20 protein-coding genes, 2 tRNA genes and 3 pseudogenes are annotated in these 23,021 nt (G+C 62.1%); 11 read left to right on the top strand and 14 right to left on the bottom strand.

What is annotated here, in order from left to right; genetic code table 11:
* The coding region (locus AC0KUR_RS23170) for an integrase core domain-containing protein (protein WP_473376463.1) at positions 1-231 on the top strand (231 nt) is incomplete at its 5' end.
* A 157-nt stretch (positions 232-388) separates the two neighbouring features.
* Here AC0KUR_RS23170 and AC0KUR_RS23165 read toward each other — a convergent pair.
* Entirely contained in the window at positions 389-931 is a 543-nt protein-coding gene (locus AC0KUR_RS23165) for a hypothetical protein (RefSeq protein ID WP_473376462.1), read from the bottom strand.
* 133 nt (positions 932-1,064) lie between these two features.
* Positions 1,065-1,277: pseudogene (locus tag AC0KUR_RS23160) on the bottom strand (IS30 family transposase); the annotation flags it as partial.
* A gap of 90 nt (positions 1,278-1,367) precedes the next feature.
* On the opposite strand from AC0KUR_RS23160, the pseudogene AC0KUR_RS23155 reads away from it, so the two are divergent.
* Positions 1,368-1,551 (top strand): annotated as a pseudogene (locus tag AC0KUR_RS23155) (IS3 family transposase); the annotation flags it as partial.
* A 144-nt stretch (positions 1,552-1,695) separates the two neighbouring features.
* On the opposite strand, the gene AC0KUR_RS23150 reads toward AC0KUR_RS23155, so the two are convergent.
* The 7 genes from AC0KUR_RS23150 to AC0KUR_RS23120 all read right to left on the bottom strand — a co-directional run bounded on the left by AC0KUR_RS23150 (position 1,696) and on the right by AC0KUR_RS23120 (position 12,093).
* Positions 1,696-2,256, bottom strand: coding sequence for an imm11 family protein (locus tag AC0KUR_RS23150; RefSeq protein WP_082744659.1), 561 nt, complete (start codon positions 2,254-2,256; stop codon positions 1,696-1,698).
* A 44-nt stretch (positions 2,257-2,300) separates the two neighbouring features.
* Positions 2,301-2,927 (bottom strand): hypothetical protein, encoded by a 627-nt coding sequence (locus tag AC0KUR_RS23145; RefSeq protein ID WP_124609340.1) that lies wholly within the window; start codon positions 2,925-2,927, stop codon positions 2,301-2,303.
* A complete protein-coding gene (locus AC0KUR_RS23140; protein WP_226251735.1) occupies positions 2,927-7,192 on the bottom strand; it encodes an RHS repeat-associated core domain-containing protein in 4,266 nt (1,421 codons plus the stop codon). Before AC0KUR_RS23140 ends, AC0KUR_RS23145 begins: the two co-directional genes overlap by 1 nt.
* Positions 7,193-7,213: 21 nt before the next feature.
* A complete protein-coding gene (locus AC0KUR_RS23135) occupies positions 7,214-7,672 on the bottom strand; it encodes a DUF1795 domain-containing protein (protein WP_069705438.1) in 459 nt (152 codons plus the stop codon).
* A gap of 71 nt (positions 7,673-7,743) precedes the next feature.
* Positions 7,744-8,181 carry a hypothetical protein gene (locus AC0KUR_RS23130; protein WP_473376461.1) on the bottom strand — a complete coding sequence of 146 codons (438 nt, stop codon included), beginning with the start codon at positions 8,179-8,181 and terminating at the stop codon, positions 7,744-7,746.
* 43 nt (positions 8,182-8,224) lie between these two features.
* Positions 8,225-9,094 (bottom strand): ankyrin repeat domain-containing protein, encoded by an 870-nt coding sequence (locus AC0KUR_RS23125; RefSeq protein ID WP_034186682.1) that lies wholly within the window; start codon positions 9,092-9,094, stop codon positions 8,225-8,227.
* Positions 9,094-12,093, bottom strand: coding sequence for a type VI secretion system Vgr family protein (locus AC0KUR_RS23120; protein ID WP_034186681.1), 3,000 nt, complete (start codon positions 12,091-12,093; stop codon positions 9,094-9,096). Before AC0KUR_RS23120 ends, AC0KUR_RS23125 begins: the two co-directional genes overlap by 1 nt.
* Before the next feature lie 460 nt (positions 12,094-12,553).
* Here AC0KUR_RS23120 and AC0KUR_RS23115 point away from each other — a divergent pair.
* Positions 12,554-12,772: pseudogene (locus tag AC0KUR_RS23115) on the top strand (transposase); the annotation flags it as partial.
* Between the two features lie 104 nt (positions 12,773-12,876).
* Here the strand turns inward: AC0KUR_RS23115 and AC0KUR_RS23110 are convergent.
* Positions 12,877-12,953, bottom strand: a tRNA-Arg gene (locus AC0KUR_RS23110).
* 176 nt (positions 12,954-13,129) lie between these two features.
* Positions 13,130-13,960, bottom strand: coding sequence for an undecaprenyl-diphosphate phosphatase (locus AC0KUR_RS23105; protein ID WP_021157259.1), 831 nt, complete (start codon positions 13,958-13,960; stop codon positions 13,130-13,132).
* Positions 13,961-14,438: 478 nt separating this feature from the next.
* Between AC0KUR_RS23105 and AC0KUR_RS23100 the strand changes: the two genes are divergently transcribed.
* The 5 genes from AC0KUR_RS23100 to AC0KUR_RS23080 all read left to right on the top strand — a co-directional run bounded on the left by AC0KUR_RS23100 (position 14,439) and on the right by AC0KUR_RS23080 (position 19,966).
* The gene (locus AC0KUR_RS23100; RefSeq protein ID WP_301740677.1) at positions 14,439-15,350 is read left to right on the top strand and encodes an aldose epimerase family protein; all 912 of its coding nucleotides are present in this window, start codon (positions 14,439-14,441) and stop codon (positions 15,348-15,350) included.
* A gap of 130 nt (positions 15,351-15,480) precedes the next feature.
* The gene (locus tag AC0KUR_RS23095) at positions 15,481-16,182 is read left to right on the top strand and encodes a peptidoglycan DD-metalloendopeptidase family protein (protein WP_034186679.1); all 702 of its coding nucleotides are present in this window, start codon (positions 15,481-15,483) and stop codon (positions 16,180-16,182) included.
* Positions 16,183-16,550: 368 nt separating this feature from the next.
* Positions 16,551-18,179 (top strand): acyl-CoA synthetase, encoded by a 1,629-nt coding sequence (locus AC0KUR_RS23090; protein ID WP_473376460.1) that lies wholly within the window; start codon positions 16,551-16,553, stop codon positions 18,177-18,179.
* A 73-nt stretch (positions 18,180-18,252) separates the two neighbouring features.
* Positions 18,253-18,576, top strand: a complete 324-nt coding sequence (locus AC0KUR_RS23085; RefSeq protein WP_034186677.1) for a DUF2288 domain-containing protein — start codon at positions 18,253-18,255, stop codon at positions 18,574-18,576.
* 10 nt (positions 18,577-18,586) lie between these two features.
* Positions 18,587-19,966, top strand: coding sequence for an MATE family efflux transporter (locus AC0KUR_RS23080; RefSeq protein ID WP_124609608.1), 1,380 nt, complete (start codon positions 18,587-18,589; stop codon positions 19,964-19,966).
* Between the two features lie 15 nt (positions 19,967-19,981).
* Here the strand turns inward: AC0KUR_RS23080 and AC0KUR_RS23075 are convergent, their stop codons facing one another.
* On the bottom strand, positions 19,982-20,158 hold the full coding sequence (locus tag AC0KUR_RS23075) for a hypothetical protein (protein WP_167361866.1): 177 nt from the start codon (positions 20,156-20,158) through the stop codon (positions 19,982-19,984).
* Positions 20,159-20,294: 136 nt separating this feature from the next.
* Between AC0KUR_RS23075 and AC0KUR_RS23070 the strand changes: the two genes are divergently transcribed.
* Entirely contained in the window at positions 20,295-20,465 is a 171-nt protein-coding gene (locus tag AC0KUR_RS23070; protein WP_162840567.1) for a hypothetical protein, read from the top strand.
* Between the two features lie 193 nt (positions 20,466-20,658).
* On the opposite strand, the gene AC0KUR_RS23065 is transcribed toward AC0KUR_RS23070, so the two are convergent.
* The gene (locus tag AC0KUR_RS23065) at positions 20,659-21,465 is read right to left on the bottom strand and encodes a GNAT family N-acetyltransferase (protein ID WP_034186675.1); all 807 of its coding nucleotides are present in this window, start codon (positions 21,463-21,465) and stop codon (positions 20,659-20,661) included.
* Between the two features lie 170 nt (positions 21,466-21,635).
* A complete protein-coding gene (gene sixA, locus AC0KUR_RS23060) occupies positions 21,636-22,097 on the bottom strand; it encodes a phosphohistidine phosphatase SixA (RefSeq protein WP_473376459.1) in 462 nt (153 codons plus the stop codon).
* A gap of 161 nt (positions 22,098-22,258) precedes the next feature.
* On the opposite strand from sixA, the gene AC0KUR_RS23055 reads away from it, so the two are divergent.
* A tRNA-Pro gene (locus AC0KUR_RS23055) sits at positions 22,259-22,335 on the top strand.
* A 207-nt stretch (positions 22,336-22,542) separates the two neighbouring features.
* Positions 22,543-22,977: a hypothetical protein gene (locus tag AC0KUR_RS23050; protein WP_059557062.1), complete on the top strand. Its 435-nt coding sequence runs from the start codon at positions 22,543-22,545 to the stop codon at positions 22,975-22,977.
* The last annotated feature ends 44 nt before the right edge of the window (positions 22,978-23,021 follow it).

The raw sequence follows: 23,021 nt of genomic DNA, 5'->3' as shown, positions 1-23,021 counted from the left end.
GTCGAAAGCTTCAACGGGCGCTTCCGGCAAGAATGTCTGAACGCGCATTGGTTCTTGTCATTGGCCGACGCGCAGAGCAAAATCGACGACTGGCGCACGTACTATAACGAGGTTCGTCCCCACTCCGCATTGCAGTGGATGACGCCCGCCGAATTCGCCCGTCAGGCAAGGGAATCCGCCTCGCCTGACAACTCAACCAAGCCGGAAATCTCCACTTCCGACCGGGACTAATTCTGGTTCAGGGTCATCTCACCATAGCCAACACCTTGAACTCAAACCTACTCACACCGAGTATTTGCTGATCTAAGCAAGGATGGCTGACCAATACCGAACAATACAGCAAAGAACCACGTCCCGCCCTCCCATTCAATCGAGAGATCACACCCCGCTAATTCCTTATTGCATGTAGTGGCCGTATATCTTTAAAGATAAAATATTTTGAATCGTCCCAGTTCACTCCACTCTCAAAAAACCTTAACAGCCTGCCCTTGATCTTGTTCGGATCGCCCACCATTCCAGCCAATTCATAGCGCCGGATGGAATCCAGGTCCTCCTGAGAAGAAAGTTTCTGCTTGACGATTTTTTTCCCGTCACCAGAGTAAGTGTCACTTAGCTCAATCAAATCGGCGCCAAACTCGCCGGAGCCATCAATTCTCAAACTCAACATAAGCTTTGGAGCCGGTCTGAGATTAGGAGCAACTCGGCTTTCGTCGATTTTCTCAACCAGAATTGGCTTTAACTTATTTTCCGCAACATAAATCGAAAATAACTCAGGAACAGTATTTAGGTCCACTCCAGACCAAGCACCATCTTCACTACTTACGTCAAAAAATTGCATTAGATGATTACATCGCATCTGCGCAATCGTAAATAAATTATCACTCAACTTCACATTGAATATTGAGTTCTCCGACCAGACTATCTTTTTCAACACCCCATCACTCCCTTCCCGCCCTTCGGTACATTTGATTTTTCCGCCAAATGTTCGTCCGCCGCAGACAAATAAACATCCTTGTTAGGATTGTTTATGCCGACAGGTTTCTGCTTATTCGAGGCACCCTCTACCTGCCGGATATTGGACTTGCCATGAACAACGGCATACCGCCACGCTCGCGAAACCAGCGTGTCCCTGCCGCCTGGGACACGCCAACTGCCACAGCAGCCTTCTCGCTTGTGATTCCGGTCGCAACCTGCTCTCAAGACTGGCGCTCAACCTCGTGCCGAAGCGATGGTGCACCTGGCGAGCGCATCGCTCCTCGCCTCGTCAACTGTTGTATCCACTTCGATGGACGACCCATGAAACACCTCCTGGATTAAGGTGTTGCGACGACCGGTTGAATCCACCCAATACGCCAGTCGCGCGCCGGATGGAGAGTTTCTTCAAGACGCTGAAGGCCGAAAGAATCTACCAGACTCACTACGAAACGCGTGCCAACGCCCGTGTGGATATCGACGATTGGATCGAGGGCTATTACAATCGACAACACCTGCATACCTCAATCGACTTCCTTACCCCCCGTCGACTACGAGGCCAGCTTGATCGCCGCATGAGTTGCTGTACGTGAAAACGAGGCAGGATCAGTCACGCGCATGGAGGCCGAGAAGTCGCCTCCAACGTATGATTTCACAAGTTACTCTCGCGAAAGCGAGGCTATCCGCACCATGCTCTGATCGGTCACCGAGAGTTGAGCAATCCTATTTATCAGATTGCGAAATAATCTCTCCAAAATTGAATCCCTTTAACTTATTCTGTTCCACAAGCCCCCTGAAATGCTCGGATACAAATACTGTTGCAGGGCTTTCTTTTAAGCGAAATATATCAATCCCCTCGATACAGCTCCTCAGAAGATATATTTTATTAAAAACCGTTGCCTGAGGGTAAATCTTGAATTTTGACGCGTCCAAATCGACAGCATTCTCTATCACCCGGGTTACATGAAATCCGAACATGTCTTTTATCGGGGCCTCGACCTGCAATATCTCCCCGCTGTCACGAAGTACCGGCGCCAATACATCAAGCGCCCTCTCACTAAACACGAGAAACGGAGATAGTATCGTATGAACGTCGCTGGTCTTTTTTCTGCGCGAAGTGCCCCACGTAAGCTTAACGGGGCCATAGTCTTGGCCAAACCCCCGCCCACAGAGAGCGGTTGCTCGTATAGCTACGCTCTTGTCATATGCGATTTCACTGTCATCATCGACTTGAACGAGAGGCTGAAATGCTTCATCCTGCCTCAAACCGTAAACGTCACTCACACATTGCCTCACATCCAAATCATAGCACCCAGATAAGTAGCGGCCTACGGTGCCTCACCCCAAGGGTCATAGGAATAGCTTTCATCGATCGGCGAAAAATCAATACCTTTCAATGCGCATCGCTCCACTTCCGATTTAAACTCCTGACTACATACCAGCTCCATTGTTTCGGTACATCTAAAAAGATTGCTAGCACAGTCGTCGCGCGGAATGAAGGTTTTGATCCAACTATACATTGGAGTCCCTGGAAACAACTTATTCTCGGCGACCTCTTTTGTTTCCAGATCCCGGTCCTCGGAATAGTCCGACTTTTGTCGATCAAGCAGAGACTCATGATCTGCCGGCAAGAAAATTGAATACGCCTTATTACCCGCCGGCTTTCCACCCGCAACGATACCAATGGGGACCACCCTATATCTAACTCCCAATTTTTCACATGCGGCCAAAAACTCTTTTGACACGTAATTCGTTTGCGTTCCGTAGAAATCGAAATCAATCGAAATCGATGGATCTGATAGTGTGAAAATATATTCATGCTTTACATCGACGCCAAACGGATCAGCGACATACATCGGCCACTCCCATTCAGCACGGTTCAATTCTCCCGACAGGTATGGAGGGCAGCCTGGGTCTCCAGCGCGGTATTTAACAACAAAGAAACGTGCATTCATCAAAGTAACCTTCCCGTTATTGCATCAACCAAATATTTACCGGACTCCAATCCTTCTCTCGCCATATTTTGAATGCGCCCGACACCGAGCACAAGTTGCGTATCACTGAGACGGCCCGCCAGGAATTGTTGGTTAAGTTTCGTTAGCTCAGTTTCAATGGCCGCAGTGTATTGCCCGTGGTTCGACCAATGCCCTGGGAGCTCCAGCGTTTGGGCAAGCTTGGAGCTACCGGGCAGGAATATGCCATTAGACGCACCATCGCCATCGAATCCCATCCCGCGCAACCGGCTGAACATAGCCGCAAAGTCAGGGTGCTTCATGAGTTCTTCAGGAATCAGATGGTGGTTCGCCATACCGTCATGCGGGCGAGCCCCCATATTTTCCCCGAGCTTTGTGGAACACCACCCCATCGGATCGACTCGGGTCAATGGGTTTGATGCGTACGCGTACAAATTGTCGCCGCCCACCAACCCAATCGGATCCTGATTGATGAACCGTCCCACGTCCGGATCATAGAACCGGAACGTGTTGTAGTGTAGCCCCGTACTTTCGTCGGCATACTGACCGGCATAGCGCAGCGGCTGATCTGTCCGCGCGGTGGCGAGCTGCCGCTTGCTCGGCTCGACTTTGCCCCACGCCGTGTATTGCCCCGCCCAGGCCAGCTCGCCAGCCTCGTCGGTAACCTCTTGCGGCGCCCCTGCCAGATCCGTGTGGAAGTGATAAATCCGCGACGCGCGCTTCGCCGTATCGATCGCGGCCGCGGCCAGGGCCTCCGCGATCACCGCATCGACGCGGGCAGCCGGTGAGTACGGATCATCGGGGCTGTACACATAGCTGCTCACGCCTGTCTCGCGCACTTCCTGCGCGAGGCGCAAGCCTTCCCATACGAACCGTTTCGTCTCGCTGCGCAGTTTCACGCCACGCACGTCGAAAGTGGTATCGGTCTTCGAAATACGTCGGCCCAGAGAATCGTACTGGAAGCGCGTTTCGACCGCACGACGCGCGTCCTCCGTGCGCACCATGATCAGCCGGTCCTGCCCATCGTATGTGAAGCGCTGCTGCTGGTTGGCTCCGCGAAGCTTCGTCGCCAGATTGCCGAACGGATCGTATTCGAAGCGGATGTCCTGCCACATCCGCAGACGATTGCCTTCGACGTATCCGCGACTCTTACCCTGTGCGCCGTCGAGCATATTGCCAGCGGCATCCCAGGCAAATTCCTCGAGCTCGCGATCCATGGTGTTCACACGACGTGTCAGCTGTCCGGCCGGATCGTAGCTGTACTGCGTGTTGCCACGCAGGCAGTCGCTGGTCTCGATCAGCTCGCCTGACGCGTCGTAGCCGTAGTTACGCCACAACTGCCCGCGTCCTCGACCGAGTGCGTCCGGTTGGAAGCCAGCGGACTGCCAGACTCTTCGGCCAAGCGGATCGTAGGCAAAACGCTGAGTCAGCCTTCCCTGCGTTCTCGCGATCTCGCGATGCAAGTCGTCACGCTCGAAGTCGCTCACCACCTGATCACCGCAACGGATCTGATGAACGTGACCGGAGCCATAACGCAGCATCCGGAGCGTCTGATCGTTGGGCAGCGCAAGCGATATCACGTTGCCCAGTTCATCAAGGTCGTATTCAACGTCGCCATTCGCACCGTGCTCGGCGACAAGACGACCAACCTTGTCGTACTCGAAACGCACCACGTTCGCCGTGATGCCGAGTGCCGTACCGGCGGCCGTCGGTGTACGTTCGACCTTCACCAGTTGGTCATTCTTGTTACGCTCGTAACGGGTAACGTCGGTCGGCGTATGCTGGACCTTCAGGTTACCCATCCGGTCGCGTTCGAATCGAATCGTACGGATCGGCCGATCCGCCGTCGCATGACGGTCCGGCGAGCCCACGATGTCCACGGCAAGCAATTCTCCGCCTTCGCCATACTCGAATCGCCGCTGGACACCATCGGGCCTCATTTCGGTCAAAAGACGGCCGCCCGCGCTGTACGTGAACACGTAGCGTGCGTGGTCCTGCTGGAGTTCGCGCAGGCGCCCCGCTACGTCATAGTGATAGCGGGTCCGTCGTCCGGCAGGATCGATCGCTTCGACAAGTTGACCGCGGGCATTGCGCAGTGACTGCTGTATCCGTCCTCCGAGGCCGACATGCCGCACGACGAGCCCAGCCGCATCGTATTCGAAAGTTTCCGTGCTGCCATCGGGATACGTGATGCGACGTGGCTCGCCGGTCGGACGTACGTCATATGCGACGCGCTGCCCCAGGGCGTTCTCCCGCGCAAGCGGCAGTCCAAACGCGTCGAAACTGCTGCGCGTGGTTTTACCTGAGCAGTCGGTATAGGCAACCAATTCTCCGAGACGATTCCACTCGAGCCTCTTGCGTCCGCCACGCGCGTCGATATGTGCGATCGGCAACGCGGTCAATCCCTTCGGATACTCGTAGCGATTCTCGTGGCCAAGCGGATCCTTGGTCGACAGCAACCGGCCTTGTGGATCGTATTCCGCGCGCCAGGCGCCGCCGTCCGCCCCGACAACTTCCACGGGCCGCATGCTGTTGCCGTCGTAACGAGTGCGAGTCGTACGGCCAAGTGGATCCCTCTCAACGACAATCCTACCTGCGTCGTCGTACTCGAACTCGGCGGTGCGCTCACCCGGTAGCATCAGCATCACCGGCATGCCAGTGTCGTTGTACTTAATCCGGTAGAGTCCGCCGTCGAAGTCGGTGTACTCGACAATCTGGAACTGTGCGTCGAAGCGCCAGTGCGCAGTGCGGCCATCGGCGTACCGAACACGGGTTTGACGACCATCGATGTCGTATTCGAGCGTCGCCTCCTCGCCTTCGCTGGTGCGTGTCGCGACAACCCGCGGCTGCCCGTCGATCATCGACCACACGTAATATGACGTAAAACCCAGTGCGTTCGTGTGACTCGTCATCAGGCCATTGACGTAAGTAAATCGCCGTACGACCGCCCCGTTCGCGTCAGTCACCGACGCCAACTGCCCGTTTTCGTCGTATCCGTAAGCGACAGCCAATCGACGCTCTTCGCCATGCACAAGCGTGACCGAACCCAGCCGTTCATGCTGCGGCTCGTAATCGAGCACGGCACGCAAACCGCCGCACGTCAGAATCTCGGTGACGCGGCCGCGGCTATCACGTTCGAATTGGCACCATTGTCCCGCCTGATCCTCGATGCGGCGCACCCAGGCAATACGGCCGGAATCTGGATCGTATTGACCAAAGTCGTAATACGTCTCGCCGAGGTCGTGCAGGATGTAACGCCCGTCCGGGGTACAGGTTAGATACCGTTGCTCAGCTTCGCTGAAAGCCGCCTGCCCGGCCCGCAGCAAAGGAAATCCGCTCTCACGTCCTTGCGCGTCGGTGTACCAGAGACGTCCGTCCCGGGCATGTAAACGAAGCTCCCACGGCGCCACCCAGCCGCGCCCGAGTGTCCCCGCATAGTCGATGCTGCTGGAATAGAACCGCTTGATCGCGACCGGCATCGGGCTCGGGATCACGAAGTCGCTTTCCGATTCCGCCAACAGGATCTTTCTTCCGGTCGTGACATCTACCGGATTGCCGAACAACCCGCCGATCGCCTTGTTGATCGCGGGTCCGGCAACATAACGCCCAAAAGCCTCACCCAGTACGTACCCGCCGATGAACTTCGCAGCACACGGCAAGACCGCCCGCGACAGTCCGCCCGCCTGCTTCAACAACCCGCCCAACCCGCCAACCAGCCCCGCCAGCACGAACGCCCATTCCGTCGCAGTGCGCAACCACGGCGGTACTTCATCGTCGACCGGCAGATAGGTCTGCGTGCCGCCGTGAAAGAACGTATCGTGCGAACCGTCGGCGATCGTCGCGCCGCAGGTGATCTTGTCGTCCTTTCGCGCCGCGGGCCGCCCGTTGATGAAGATGTTCGTCGAGCCTTGCGCGACAAGCGGGATGGGATTGTGCTTGCTGCAAGCCACGCCGCTCAGCGTCGCATAGGCCGCCGACATGGAGTTGACGTACACGTCGGATGAACCGGTGATGATGTTGCCGGATTGCGAACTGAACATCTTGCCGATCGACTCCCCTATTGATAGGAGAGCCTGCGCTCCGATACCGGCCATCATCCCCGCCAGCAACGCCACGCCGAATCCGCATGTGAATGTGGCGAAGGCGACTGCGGCGATCAGGGCAATGCCCAGCACGGCTCCGACCAGAAAGCCCGCAAGCGCGCTGGTGTGATCGATCGGATCAGTGACTCGTGCGGCTTCGTACACGATGGTTGTCCTTTGCTGTTGTTATGCCGACTCTTGTTCTGCCGGACGGTAGCCGTCGAGCCAGTTGCGCCACAATGCGTCGAGCGTTTCGCCGAAACTCTTCGCGCTCGATGCGGTAAAGATCAGCACGCGCCCCGGAGCAACGATGAATGCACCTTGCCGTTGAAAAACGGTCTTCGGACCGTTCCGATAGGCAGCGTCGATGCGCTCCCCGGGCAGTCCATCAATTTCAGGCCCAAGCCGTTCAGCCTGGCGCGAAAGCACCCGGTGTCCCTGCAACCGCGATTTGAGCAGCGCGATCTGACGATCGATATACGGCGCAAGGGCCTCTCCGTCCTTGAGCCAGTCGCGTGCGACACTGAGGTTCGGCTGTGCGGCCGTATCGGCCGGCACGAAGAGGTTGGTCGTCCGATCCTCGAAACCGTTCGGCAGCACGATGCTGCCTTCGTGAATCCGGATACGGTTTTCGGAATCCGTCATGCTAGTTCTCTCGTGATGTGTAGTTGTTGGAATGGGTCGAAATCAGCATCCACAGGCGCCGACATTCATTTTCACCGTGGCGCGACGGGGCTTTCCCGGCGCAAGCGCAAGCTGCCCGTGAGCAACACGATATGCGCGACGAGCCACGCATAAAATGCAACGCCGTAGCCGGATATCGGCGTCGCGTCCGCTTCGTTGAAGTACCACTTCGTCGTGAACAGTGAACAGAGCGCACACGCGAGCGCAGCGGCCGAAAACTGGCTCGCGCGGGTATACCGGTTCCGGGCGAGCTGGACGGCCGCAACCACGTAAAGCGGATTGGCGAGCCATGCTGGATTGAGCATGAACAGTCCCCACCAGCCCTGGGCGAGAACCGACAACCCGCTAAGCGACGCTTCTTTTTCGAAATACATCGCCGGCATCGTAAGCGAGAGGACGTACAGCCCCCCCGATACGCCGAGGACTATCTCTCGCCTGACACGCGGTGTCGAATCAAAAACGTTCGTCATTTCCCGCATCCATTGCACGACGCTTCAACAGTCGCGCGTGCGTTCAATCCGTCTGACCGGCCGGCGTCACGACCTTCTCGCCGCGGGCGCGCATTGCTGCCCGTTGCGCCTTCGGATCAAGCGGCGGCCACGGCGCGCCGGCCGTGACGATCTTGCGACGAATCTCTTCGATACGCGTACGCGCCGGGGAATCCGCGGTCGTATGGTTCTTCAACTCGTTCTGCAGCACCCACCCGTACGACACGCCGAGCTGGCTGGCAATCTTCGGATCCGCGCCGTGCGCGAGCAGATAATCGACGATGTCCCACTGCTGAATCATCGTCGCCTCGAAGAGTGCCGTCTTCCCGAGCGAATCGCGAGCGTTCACGTTCGCCTTGTGCTCGATCAGCAGCTTCAACTGGGGCAGCAGCCGGTTCTCCGACACTGCAAAAATCATCGGCGTGTCGCCGTTGTACAGCCAGTTCGGATCGAGCCCGCCATTGAGCAGCACGCGAAGCAGGTTCGGTGTGTCTGCCCGCAGCGCAATATCCGCAACCGAGCCGCCATTTGCACCGACAGGCGCCTTCGGATCAGCCCCATTCTTCAGGAGCACCGAAATGATCTGGTAGCGCGGGTTCGATGCATCGTTCTTGACCGGCACGATCTCCTGCACCGCATACGACAGCAGTGTCGTATTCTTCGCGCCCGGCGCATTCAGATCAGTCTTCGGCGCGAGCTGCTGAACGCGGCCGAGATCGCCGTCATGAATGGCCTGAGCCAACGTAAGTTGCTGCCCCGAAAAAAAATCCTCCGGTGCGTAACGCTTGAAGCCAGTCATGTTCGTCCCTTGAGCTTGAGTGGGCCACCAGAGCGGCGAGGACACTCCAACGAGTGCGGCAATCGCGCCGGCGGTTATCGCTTTCTTGTATCGCATCAGTGAGATGAATTCAGTTGGGAGGCCAGGTCGAGTTGATCCTTCGCGACCTGCTGGTTGATCCCGTTCGTCACGTCACCCATCAGGTGACGGCCGACCGTGGTCACGCTTTCACCGTCGAGCGTGACAGGGCTGCCAACCGCCTTCGGCATCAGCGCCGCCGTGCCGTCGCTGATCGGCCCGAGTCGGCCTTCCTGCAGGCCGGTCAGGATATCCCCGTCGACGCGATAGGCCGTGATATTGGCCGCCTGGGCGGTCCCGCCGTATTGCGCGACCGTCTCCGGATTGAGGCCGGCAGCATTGAAGGTCACCGCCGAACCGCCGCTGGCCTCGGCTGCAGCGGACGCCAGGCCGCCGCCGAGCGAATGCCCGGTGAAATCGACACCGGCCGACGCGCCGGTGGTCTCGATGTTCTTGCCGATCGTGACCGCATTGCGGTAATACGGCGCATCGGCGCCAAGACCTTGCGCCATGTTGTTGCTCATGTCTTCGCCGAAGAGCTGCTGGGTCCCCTTGAACGCCACCGTCGGCTTCATGCTGTCGCCAAAGACCTTCGGATCCGGGATATACATCTGCGACCCGAAGTTGCTACCGCTTTTCTCGAAGTCGCTCGGCTTGAGCCCGAAAGCCTTCAACGCCTCCGGATCGTTGGTCGCCATCTTCCACCCGGTCGGCGGCGGATCGTTCGGGTGATACACGTGGTCCGCGAGTTTCGCCAGTTGCTGCGCCTTCAGCGAACTCGCCAGCTTGGCCGCCGCCGCGCGCGTCGCCGGATCGGGGCTCGCCAGCCCCTTCGCGATCGTCGCCTGTTCCGCGGCCCACTCGAGCGCGAGCGCCTGTTCCGCGGACTGCGCGCTGCCGCGATTCAGGTGGATGACCGGCCCGTCGAGATAGATGCCATTCGCATTGATGACGATCGTGGACGGTCCGAAGGTCAGCTTGATGCTGTCCGGCGTCATCGTCACGACGCCGTCGCCGACACGGTGCTCGATGCCGTCGCTCGCCTGGTGGCTTTGCATGCCGGGGCCGGCCTTGCTCGCGATGGCCTTGGTATTGATCACGTTCGCCGTGGTGTCGCGAGTCAGCGCGATGGTTTCCTTCAATCCGCCCTGCGCGATCTGCTTCGTCTCACTGCCCTTGAGCAGCGACACCGTGCGCGCGCCGGCTTCGACCGTGTGTGTTTCCGAATCCTTGATGACCGTGTTCATATCCTTCTGCGCATGCAGAAAGACTTCTTGCGCACCGTTCACGTCGGAGAACCGCAGTTCGTTCGAGCCGGCCCCCTTGTGCGTCTGACTCTTGATCCCCATCGTCTGCCCGGCAGCCCCGTGATAAGGATTGCCCTGCTCGCCGTTGTAGACGCGGCCCACAATGACCGGATTGTCCGGGTCTCCCTGGTTAAACGCGACCAGGACCTCCTGTTTGATCCGTGGAATGGCAGCCGCCCCCCACCCGTCACCCGCCCACGGCTGGGACACGCGGATCCACATCGAATCCGAGCCGTCCAGCTTGCCGCGGCGATCCCACAGGAAGTGCACCTTGACCGCACTGCCGTTCGTATGAATTTCCTCGCCCTTCGGGCCGACCACAATTGCCGACTGGGTGCCGTGGATGACGGGCTTCGGGGTATTTCTGGGCGAACGGTACGGAAACTTCTTCGGGAGCAGAGAAAATGTATTGCGGTACGGCAGTTTTGCGTTGTGTTCCGTATAGTCGTTCACGGCCTCGTGGCGAACGTGCAGAATGGCGTATTCCTGATTGTTGGCCATGACTGGATGGTTCGTCACCGTCACGCTGCCTGCAGTCGTCATCCGCCACGCATAGCCGCTGCCCGTATACCGATGCGCGCTCGCTTCTTCTGCCTGCATCGCAATGCGCGCGTAACGGTCGCCATCATCACCGTGGTCGAACAACGACTGGTGCTCGAAACGCTCCGTTGTCTCGAGCCCTGCATGTCGGAGATTCTCCGGCTCTGCCTGCGCCAGCATCAGCGGCGACGATGGGTTCTGGTGATTGAAGTCGCGAAAAGCGATCTTGCCGACACCGAAACGTCGGCCTTCATGCAACTGGTCGATGCCGTTGTCTTCACTCGCCGCGCTGGCGGCATATGGCAGGTTGGCCAGCCCGTCGATCGGGCGGAAAACGAAATTCGTATCGCCGATGACAAGGAAGTGCTTTTCCTTCTCGTAGCGGTGCGTCCAGATCAGGCCTTCCTGCTCCATCAGACGCGCACAGAAGTTGTAGTACGACTCTTGATACATCACGATGTATTCGAGCGGCTTCTGTGCGGTCCGGATATCGAACTCGAAGTCGGTGAACCCGTGATCCTGGAAAATCTCGGTGAGGATGTCCTGAGCGGTCTTGTTCTGAAAAATCCGGCAGTCGGTCGAGCGCGTCAAAAACCAGAACCACGGCGCCACCGTCATTTGATATTGCGTCACCTTGCCCGGATTGCCGGCCCGATCGAACGACGTGACGTAGCCGTCGAAGTAGCGGATGCCGTCGGCCCCCCCTGACGAGACGATACGCTCCAGCGTGGACTGCCGCGCACTCTCATCGAATCGGATTTTGATCGGTTGACCGATCAGCTGATCGGGTACCAGGTCATGCTGGTGTGACAGCAAATCCAGGTGGATCTCCGGCAACCGATTGACGTGCTCATCGATGACCGCGGTACTGACCAGCAACACGTCCGAACCGAGCGGCGAGTCGATGGTCACGTATCGATTTAGCTGAGTCAGCCGAGCAACGCCGCCGACCGCATTGTTGAGCGCGTCCGCAATCGCGGCCGGCGTTTTGTTCATGAGCGAGAAGCCGGTCTGCGCAAGCTGGACGGCGCGTTGCACGGTGTCGATATGACCTGCGACACCGGCGAGGGGGCCGATCTGGCCTGCCACCGTGGACGCAACCGGCCCGGCAAGGCCGCCGAGCGCGCTCAGCGAGCCCAACAGATTCCCGCCGGAACCGGCCGGAATACCGCCATTCGGGGCGAAACTCATTTGAATTCCCTTTATTTTCGTCTCAGGTTCTGTCCCCAACTGGCTCGCCAGCTTGAGGCCCCGCTACTGTAGGACAAAACGTTTGCCAGCGAAAGATACCTGAAATTTCGTTGCAATTTCCTTGCTGATACCCTTGTCCGTCCGCTTATCTAATATGCGGCTGGGTACCGGTGGAGGGTTCACCGCGTCGCAGTACCGCAACGGCCTCTCCCGCGTGACCAACGCGATCTGTACGAAGCAGGGAATTGGCACGTACGGGGTAAAAGGTCGATCCATCACGCGACCCAACTCGTCGAGACTGAATTGAACGAAACGCTGCTCGTTGATCACGAGCCGGATTTCCGATCCCTGTACGAACGCTGAAGCGGGCTTGCCCGGCATCCAGTGCCGTGACCTGGGACGCTTCTTGCAGCCATTCGGCAAGCGAGTTCTTTTTTACTCTAGCGGCAAGGAGAACTCGCTGAAAAAGCGATTTACCGACCAACAGGTCATTCGAATTTTGCGCGAGGCAGAGCGCCCGGACGAACACGCGAAGGATCTGTGCAGGCGCCACAACATCTCGGAACGGATGTTCTATCGTCGGCGCGACAAATTCGGCGGCATGGATATGGCGGATGTCCGCCGGCTCAAGGAACTGGAATCGGAGAATGAGCGGCTCAAGCGTTGGATCCCGGAGCGTCACGAGCCGCCATCGATTACCCAAATCCGGTTACACCACGGTCACATGGACGACCGATCGATGGCTGATGCAGCAAGAGCGCGAATGTAAGTGCTTGACTTGACTGGCCCGCCCTACACGATTCGAACGTGTGACCTACGGCTTAGAAGGCCGTTGCTCTATCCAACTGAGCTAAGGGCGGTCGGGGAGAAAAGACACGGCCTGCCACGGACCGCATTCCGCGCCGGGCTTTCGAGCAGCTGCGACAACCGCGCCGCCAGACTCAAAGCCCCGAAACAAAACGGGCCCGGTACGAAACCGAGCCCGAAATTATACCCGATCATCGCGCCACATCACGCGAAGCGAGCCATCACCGCGTCAAACCGGCTGCGGATGCAGCATGAACCAGCCGAGACAGAACACGCCGGCGATCACGCAATACACGCCGAACGACGCGAGCCGGCCGCGCCCTTCGAAATAGCGCATCAGGAATCGCACGCTCAGGTACGCGGCGATCGCCGTCAGCACGCCGCCGAGCAGCGCGTCGGCGAGCTGGTCGCGCGCATGGAACAGCTTCGGCAGCTCGAGCACGCCCGCCGCGAAGATGATCGGCGTGCCGAGCAGGAACGAGAATTCCGCCGCCTTCTCGGCCGTCAACCCGGCCGCATTGCCGGCGATCATCGTCAGCCCGCTGCGCGAGAAACCCGGAATCAGCGCGCCGATCTGCGCGAGACCCACGAAGAACGCCTGCTTGAACGTCATCTTCTCGGGCGCCTGGTGCGCGCGGCTGCGCTGGATGCGATCGCCGAGCCACAGCAGCACGCCGTTCACGATCAGCGCGATCGCCACGATCCGCAGGTCATGAAACACGCGTTCGATACGCTTCTCGAGCAGCAGCCCGACGATGCCGGTCGGGATCGTCCCGATGATGAGCGCCCACATCAGGTGGCCGTCGTCGTTCTTGCGGCCGCCGAGCTGCGCGAAGAAGCCGCCGATCAGCGCGATCCAGCGCGCGCGGAAGTACCACAGCAGCGCGAGCGCGGTGCCGAGGTGCAGCGCCACGAGGAACGGCAGCAGTTGCGGCGCGTGCTTGTCGATATGCATGCCGAACAGCGCCGGCACCAGCAACGTATGGCCGAGGCTGCTGACGGGGAAGAGTTCGGTGACGCCCTGCAGGACGCTCAGGAATACCAGAAACCAGAGGCTCACGCGTCGGTCCTTTTAGTCGAGATTAAGCGGGGAGAAAGACGGACGACGCGATGCGCGTCCGAAAAACGCGCCCCGATTATGCCGAGCCAGGATTACCGCGCCAAGGCATTTGGCAGGTTATTGCGGCAATGCACACAAACGCTTGCAATTTGTAAGGACCCAGAAAGCAAAAAGCCCGCCATTCGCATGGCGGGCCTGTCGATTTCGGCAGGAATTGCCGTCAGCGGCCGAGCTGATAGAAAAATAATACCGTGCTGCCAGTGAACATGCCGAACAGTGCGATACCCATTGCCATTGCCAGATCCATGGCCCCCTCCACGAAGTGTCATGACCCGGCAACATCACCGGTTTAGAGGCATTATCCCGACCGTTGACAATGTTAAAAACTCGCAATTTCCCGAGAAGGGTTTTCCCCGAGCAGCCGCGGCCCGATAATGGAACGCGCGTTGCTCCGTCCACCCGCCCAACCCGATTCGCCATGCCGATCTTCCAGCAACACGATATCCACGAACTTCACGCCGGCCCGTCGCTCGTCCGGGTCGCTCCGCAATTCGGCGGCCGCCTGCTGTCCTGGCACGTCGACGGCGAACCGGTCATCTTCTGGCCGGAAACGGCCGACTGGAGCAACCTCGCACGCGTGCGCGGCGGCAATCCGCTGCTGTTTCCGTTCCTCGGCCGCCACCGCATCGACGGGGAACTCGGCCGCTGGCGCGACGCCGCCGGCGTGGTCCGCGATCTGCCGATGCACGGCTTCGCGCGCGACCTGCCGTTCGACGCGCACCCGTCCGCCGACGGCGCCGCGCTGTCGATGACGCTCGACGCGAACGACGCCCTGCACGCGAGCTACCCGTTCGACTTCCGGTTCGAGACGACCTACCGGCTGGCCGACGCGCATACGCTCGACGTCGCGCTGACGACGACCAACCGCGGCGACACGCCGCTGCCCTACTACGCCGGTCATCATTTCTATTTCGCGCTGCCGCATGGCGAACGCGCGGAAACCACCCTCGAACTGCCGCCGACCCGCAGCTGCCAGCAGCGTCCGGACGGCTCGATCAGCCCGCTCGAACCTGGCGAAGCCCGCTACCGCCTCGACAATCCGGACATCCTCGACCGCTTCCACTGCCTCGACGGCGAACCGTCCGCGCCGGTGCGCATCGTGATGCCGGGCCGCGGCCGCACGATCGAAATCGCGCTCGACGCGCCGGGCTCGATCCCCTGGTACGCAGTCACGACCTGGACCGAAAAGCCGGATTCCGACTTCTACTGCGTGGAGCCGTGGCTCGGCCTGCCCGATGCGATCCACAACGGCCTCGGGCTGCGCATGCTTGCGCCGGGCGCGACCGAAACGGCCGCGCTGCGCATTCGCGTGCGGCCGCTCGCCGGCTGATCGGCGCGCCGAACGGGCGCGCAAGGGCCCCGGCAGCGGCACGAAACTGCGGTGCTCGGGTCGAACCCGTTAAAATCGGACGTTTTGTGTTGCCTGCCGCGTCACGCGCGGCGGGGTTTTGCGAGGTTCAATGTTCGGAACAACAACGAAGCGACTCTTCGCGGCCGCCTGCGCGGCCCTGCTCGTCGCGTGCGGCTCCGCGCCCGTCGGCCCCGGGTTCTATCGCGTCGAGCGTGGCGACACGCTCTACAAGATCGCGCGCGACAACCGCACGTCGGTACAGAACATCGTGCGCTGGAACCAGATGGCGAACCCCGATGCGATCGAAGTCGGTCAAGTGCTGCGCGTCGCGCCGCCGCCCGGCACGGCCACCGCATCGACGCCGTCGACCACCGGCACCGGCAGTGCGGGACGCGCCCGCCCGGCCCCTTCCGCGCCGGTCGAATCGGCCGTGAAACCGGCCACGAGCATCGCGCTGGTCTGGCCGGCGGCCGGCAACGTGGTGCGCACGTTCGACGGCTCGAAATCGAAGGGGATCGACATCGCGAACGCGCCGGGCACGCCGGTGGTCGCGGCCGCGCCGGGTGTCGTGGTCTATGCCGGCAACGGGCTGCGCGGCTACGGCAACCTGATCATCCTGAAGCACAACGCCGACTACCTGACCGCCTACGCGCACAACCGCGCGCTGCTGGTGAAGGAAGGCCAGTCGGTCACGCAGGGGCAGTCGATCGCGGAGATGGGCAACAGCGACAGCGATCGCGTCGCGCTGCATTTCGAGCTGCGCTACGGCGGCCGGTCGATCGACCCGTCTCGTTACCTGCCGGCCCGCTGAGCGACCAACGGACGACACGCGATGCCGGCGCGCATCGCGTGCCGTCGCGGCGAAAAACGGGAATGGTCGAGTCAGCGCTTGCGCAGACGTCCGGTGAAACGGCCGGACAACGGATCGACGTGACTGGCAAACGCCACCAGCGCACCGATTCCGATCAGGCTGAACCCCGCAGCTATCAGAAGCAAATCCATGGTCACATCACTGTTTTGTCGTGATCTTATGCGTCATTCCGGAATCGTGCACCGAGCGTCGGCCGTTGGACGAGCCCGAGCATTCCCTATCAGCAGACCCCATTGTGGATTCGTCTGCGTGAAAACCTGATGTAAGCCGTGCGCCCGACGCCACGATCGACACCCAGGAGACAATCGATGCTGCCCGCCGCCGACCGCTACGACGACCTGCTCTCCCGCTTCCGGTGGAACATTCCGGCGCGCTACAACATCGGCGTGGACGTCTGCGACAAATGGGCCGACGGCAGCGGACGCCTCGCGCTGATCTACGAAACGGCGCAAGGCGACGTGTTTCGGATGACGTTCGACGATCTGAAGAATGCCTCTAACCGTTTCGCGAACAGCCTCGTGCGTGCGGGCCTGCAACGCGGCGACCGGATCGGCATCTTTCTCGCGCAGGGTCCCGAAACGGCTGTCGCGCATCTCGCGGCGTACAAGCTCGGCGCGATCGCGGTGCCGCTCTTCACGCTGTTCGGCGTCGATGCACTCGAATACCGGCTCGCGAACAGCGGGGCCGCCGCGCTCGTCACCGACGCGGCCGGCTACGCGAAAATCGCGCCGCTGCGCGCGCAGCTGCCCACGCTGCGTACCGTCTACTGCGTCGGCGACGATGCGCCCGACGCGCCCGACGCGCCGGGCGTGCTGCGTTACGACGCGGCGCTCGCCGCCGAAACGCCGGAGTTCGTGCCGGCCGATACGGCTGCCGACGATCCGGCGGTGATCATCTACACGTCCGGCACGACGGGCAAACCGAAAGGCGCGCTGCACGCCCATCGCGTGCTGCTCGGCCACCTGCCCGGTGTCGAGATGTCGCAGCAATGCTTCCCGCGCGATGCACGCCTGTTCTGGACGCCAGCCGACTGGGCATGGATCGGCGGCCTGCTCGACGTGCTGCTGCCGTCGTGGCATCACGGCGTACCGGTGCTCGCGCGCCGCTTCGAGAAGTTCGACGGCGACGCGGCGTTTGCGTTGATGGCGCGGCACGGCGTCACGCATGCGTTCCTGCCGCCCACCGCGCTAAAGCTGATGCGCACCGTAGCGGCACCGCGCGAACGCCATGCGCTGTCGCTGAAATCGGTCGCGAGCGGCGGCGAATCGCTCGGCACCGAACTGACGACCTGGGGGCGCGACGCGCTCGGCGTAACGATCAACGAGTTCTACGGGCAAACCGAGTGCAACATGGTGCTGTCGTCCTGCGCGGCGCTGTTCGACGCGCGGCCCGGCGCCATCGGCAAGGCGGTACCCGGTCATGCGGTCGCGATCGTCGACGCGGACGGCACGCCGCTGCCGCCGGGCGTCGAAGGTCGCATCGCGGTACGCCGCCCCGACCCGGTGATGTTCCTCGAATACTGGCGCAACCCGGATGCGACGCGCGACAAGTTCGCGGGCGACTACCTGCTGACCGGCGATACGGGCACGCTCGACGCCGACGGTTTCGTGCGCTTCGTCGGCCGCGACGACGACGTCATCACGAGCGCCGGCTACCGGATCGGCCCGGGGCCGATCGAGGACTGCCTGCTCACGCATCCGGCGGTGCGAATGGCGGCCGTCGTCGGCGTGCCCGACGCGACGCGCACCGAGATCGTCAAGGCGTTCGTCGTGCTGAACCCCGGCCACGTCGGTGACGACACGCTTGTCCTCGCGCTGCAGGCCCACGTGCGCACGCGGCTCGCCGCACACGAATACCCGCGCGCGATCGCGTTCGTCGACAGCCTGCCGATGACCGCGACCGGCAAGATCGTGCGCCGCGCGTTGCGCGACGCGTAGGCCGCTCACCACCGGCTCGGCCCGTGCGGCCGGATGGTTTATAGTGGCGCCACGCAGTTTTTCCAAGAAAACGATGTCCTCAGATCAGCCATCCGCCGCGGGCGCGTCGCACAGCCCGCTCTACGCCAAACTCCTCGGCGAAACCGCGAAGATCGACTGGTGCGATCTCGAACGCTTCTTCGCGCAGGGCAAGCTGCTGTCCGTCGCGCGCGACCTCGATCTCGTCAGCGTCGCGGAAGCCGTCGCCAGCGACGATGCCGAACAGGTCACGCGCTGGCTGTCGGCCGGTCTCGTCGCGCGCATGCCCGCCGAGACCGCCGCCGACTACGCGGCGCGCAACCCGGAGCTGTGGGCGGTCGTCGTCTCGCCGTGGGTCTGCGTGCAGGAACGCGCCTGACGCGTCCGCCATGTCCGAATCCGCGTTAGCGCACGGAGCCGGCGCCGGTTCGGCCACCGTCACGCATCGGCGCGTCCTCGCGCTCGCCTTCCCGATCGTCCTGGCGAACCTGACCCAGCCGATCCTCGGCGCCGTCGACACGGCCGTCGCCGGCCACCTCGACGGCGCGCAGTATCTCGGCGGCGTCGCACTCGGCGGGCTGTTCTTCAATTTCGTGTTCTGGGGTTTCGGCTTCCTGCGGATGGGGACGACCGGCCTCGTCGCACAGGCGCACGGCGCCGGGGACACCGCCGGTATTCGCCTGAACCTGCTGCGCGCGCTGATCGTCGCGTTCGCGCTCGGTAGCGCCGTGCTCGCGCTGCAGGTGCCGCTGCTGTCGTTCGCACTGTCCGCGCTCGGCGGCAGCGACGCCGTCCGCGCGACGGCGCTCGCGTACAGTCATGCGCGGATCTGGAGCGCGCCATTCGCGCTCGCGAACTACGTCGTGCTCGGCTATCTGCTCGGCGTACAGCGTGTGCGGCTGGCGCTGGTCGCGCAGGTGTTCATCAACGCGGTGAACATCGGTGCCGTCCTGCTCTATGTGTACGGCTTCGGTTGGGGCATCGCCGGCATCGGCGCCGCGACCGCCACCGCGGACGCTTGCGGCTTCGCGCTCGGTGCGTGGATGCTGTGGCGGTTGCGCCCGCGCGGCCTTGCGCCGATCGCGGTACGCGCACTTGCCGAGCGCGCCGCGCTCAAGCGCCTGGTTGCGCTCAATCGCGACATCTTCCTGCGTACGCTGTGCCTGCTCGGCGCGTTCGGCTGGTTCGCGCACCTGGGCGCAAGACAAGGCGACGCGACGCTCGCGGCAAACGCGCTGCTGCTGAATTTCCAGACCTTCATGGCTTATGGCCTCGACGGCTTCGCGCATGCGGCCGAGGCGCTCGTCGGTGCGGCCGCCGGGGCGCGCGACCGCCGCGCCTTTCGGCAGGCCGTGCGCGTCACGCTGCTCTGGTCGGCGCTCGGCGCGCTGCTGTTCGCGCTCGCCTACTGGGCGGCGGGCGGCTGGATCGTCGCGCGCCTGACCGACCAGGCCGAGATCCGCGCCGTCGCATTGCGCTATCTGCCGTGGGCTGCGATCTCGCCGATCGTGTCGGTCTGGGGCTTCCTGCTCGATGGCGTCTTCATCGGCGCGACGCAAACGCGATCGCTGATGCGCGCGATGGTCGTGTCGCTCTCGATCTTCATTGTTGCCACGTTCGCGGCCGTCGGCACGTTCGGCAATCACGGTCTGTGGTTCGCGCTGCTGCTGTTCATGGCCGCGCGCGGCGCGACGCTCGCGCGTTACCTGCCCGGGCTGCTGCGGCGCATCGGCGCCGACGCGCACGCCACGTCCGCCGCCCGCGCGTAACGGCGAGCCCTGTCGTTACTGCGTCGGTTTCGGCGGCGGCGCGTCGAGCATCGACGGCGGCGTCATGTCGGTCGGCACGCCGTGATAGTCGGCCGGGTCTTCCGGCGGGTGGCCGCGACGGGCCTGGCGAGGATCGCTGGTGCAGGCGGCAAGCAGGGATGCGGCCAGCACGGCCAGCATGAAACGGGTCATCGGGTGTGGCTCCGGAAACCGGTGCGCCCATCGCGCGCCGGGACCGCGCCGAGTCTAGCGGAAATCCGGTTTCAGGGTCGTGCCGCGCATGTCCTACTATGTACGCATGGCGCTGTGCCGTGGAAAGGAGGCTGCCATGTCGTCTGAAGAAATTGCGGGCCTGATCGGCCTGTTCATTGGCCTGATGGTGCTGGTCGCGCTGTCGTACTTCGAGTCGCGCGAATACAAGCGCAGCCATGGCGGCGAAGGGATGATCCACCATTGGATGGCGGAACATCACCTGCTCGACTGGCGGCGCAAGCACTGAGCGAGCCGCCCCGCAGTCCGGCCCGTATCGACGATCCGGGCCGTCCTGAAACGTGCCATCCCGTGGCACGCCGGCAATCGCATACCGCGGAAATTATCAGGGCCGAATGCACGAATGCCGTCGCCTGACCAATGGCGCGCGACGGCGTTCGCTTGCGTGCATCCGGATGCGGGCGCGCCACGGTTCGGACGGTTCAGCCCAGGAAGTGGCGGGCGTAGCGCGAGTTGATGTCGGACAGGCGGAACAGCGTCAGGAAATCCGCGCAGTTGAAGTCGGGATCCCAGGCCGGTGCGCCGCAAATCTTCGCGCCGAGACGCAGGTAGCCCTTGATCAGCGGCGGCGGTGCGACCACGGTGCCCGTCTGCAGTTCGTCGACCGGCAGCGCCGTGTGCGGGAACGCGCGGTACTCGGGCGCCGTCAGCGAGCCTGCCGACAGCGACTGGTACAGGTTCGCCGCATAGTGGCCGCCATCGGCCATCGACACGCTCGCGCAGCCGAGCATCGTCTCGTAGCCGTTCTGCATCATGTACGCGCCGAGACCGCCCCACAGCGCCATGATGACGGCGCCGCTGCGGTAGTCGCTGTGCACGCACGAGCGGCCGACCTCGACCATCTTGCCGCGCAGGTGCGTGAGACGCGACAGGTCGAATTCGCCCTCGGCATACAGGCGGCCGACCCGCGCCGCCTGGTGCGGCGGTAGCACGCGGTACGTGCCGACGACTTTCAGCGTGTCGAGATCGCGCACCAGCAGGTGGTCGCAGTACGCATCGAACGGATCGACGTCGAGACCGGAGGGACCGCTGACCTGCGCGCCCATTTCTTCGGCGAACACGCTGTAGCGCAGGCGCTGGGCTTCGCGCAATTCGTCTTCCGTACGCGCCCATGCGGCGCGCAGGCGATACTCCGATGTGACGGTTTCACTGGCGCGCGGCAGGTGGCGCCGCGACGTGTCGAGGGGCAGCGAGGCAAAAGGGAGCGTAGGCGTCGGCAGTTCTCGCATTAGGCTTTCCTGGTCGTAAGGAATAAGGCGACATGCCCGCCAATGTAGTAACCGGCCGTGACCGTTATGTGGCACGACCGTGTCCTTTCAATGACGTGTCGCCGAATTGACTTTAGCAGAAAGCTTGCGAAACCGTATGATCAATCCCTTCAAACCTATTCAGCCGGGATTCACACCAGTTCCGGCGTCAATACCGCCCGCAATACCGCCTGCCGACTGCCGTCACGCGTGCGGCTCGCGAGCCACACGATGCCGCCCTTCCTGACGCTCCAGCTGTCGTCGCTGCCGGTAATCAATTGCGCGGCGACGCTGCCGAGCGTCGGCTGGTGCCCGACAATCACGACCGTCGGCGCGATGCCGTCCGGCCAGCCTGCCGCTGCCAGCACGTCGTCGACGCTGCCGCCCGGTGCGAGCGCGTCGACGGTCCGGTACTCGTCGGTCAGCGCCTCGACCGTCTGCACGGTGCGAGCCGCCGGGCTCGCGAGGATCACGCTGTTCGTCTCGAGCCTGCCGCGCAGCCATTTGGCCATCGCCTGCGCGTCCTTGCGGCCGCGGACGGTCAGCTGGCGCGCGAGATCGCTCGTCGCATAGTCTTCGGCTTCGGCGTGACGCCACAGGATCAGGTTCATCATGATGTTCTCCTTGCTTCGGCGAGCGTCCGCGCACGCATGCGTCGCGGCCGGCCGATCGTCCCGTGGATTGTCGCAAATCGCGGCCGGTTCGCCGCCGCGGCATTTACCCGCATGTCGTGATTGACCGGATGGATCATGCAACGATATAATCTTTGGCTCGTCGGAGCGTAGCGCAGCCTGGTAGCGCATCTGATTTGGGATCAGAGGGTCGTAGGTTCGAATCCTATCGCTCCGACCAAGGAATCAAGGGGTTACGGTTAAACACCGTAGCCCCTTTTCCGTTTCTGGGCCCTGCGCCGCCCGCACGGATTCCCGGCTCACGCACTTCCGTTCATTGTAGGGATTCATTGGGGCACCGACGCGACAACGCTCCGGCCCTGCCCGCACCCGCGCGCGACACTTCCGGGAACACGCGATAATGCGTATGAACAACCCGCATCCGCGCATGAAAAACAACATCGTCAAAACCGCCCTCTGCGCGTCGCTGCTCGTGCTCGCGACCGCCGGCCCCGCGTCGGCGAAAGCGCTCGACGACGCGCTCGACTGCCATTCGACCGGCCACAAGTTCGTCGCGCCGCTGCTCGCCGCCGGCGACATCCAGTCGGAGCCGATGCACGTCGAATCGAATTCCGTGAACGCATTCCGCACGAACCGCTCGCTGACGGCGTACGGCTTCGGCGTCTATGTCGTGCTGGGCTATCAAGCGAACGACCCGATCTTCCGTCCGGGCGACGGCACGCCGATCGGCGACTGGGCCTACGGCGTCGTGGTACGCGGCACGAAGAGTGCGGTGGAGGAAGCCGTGCGCAAGGCCGGCAGCGACGCGACCGTCAAGCAGGCGTTCCCGTTTCTGACCGCGATCGTCTGCTCGTCGGATTGAGCGAGCCGTCAGGACGGTCGTGCGGCACGCCTGAGGCCACCGCA

The sequence above is a fragment of the Burkholderia sp. YHN3-13 genome, assembly GCF_055810675.1.
Note: the sequence above shows the minus strand (reverse complement) of the source record. Positions and strands in the feature narration are given on the sequence as shown.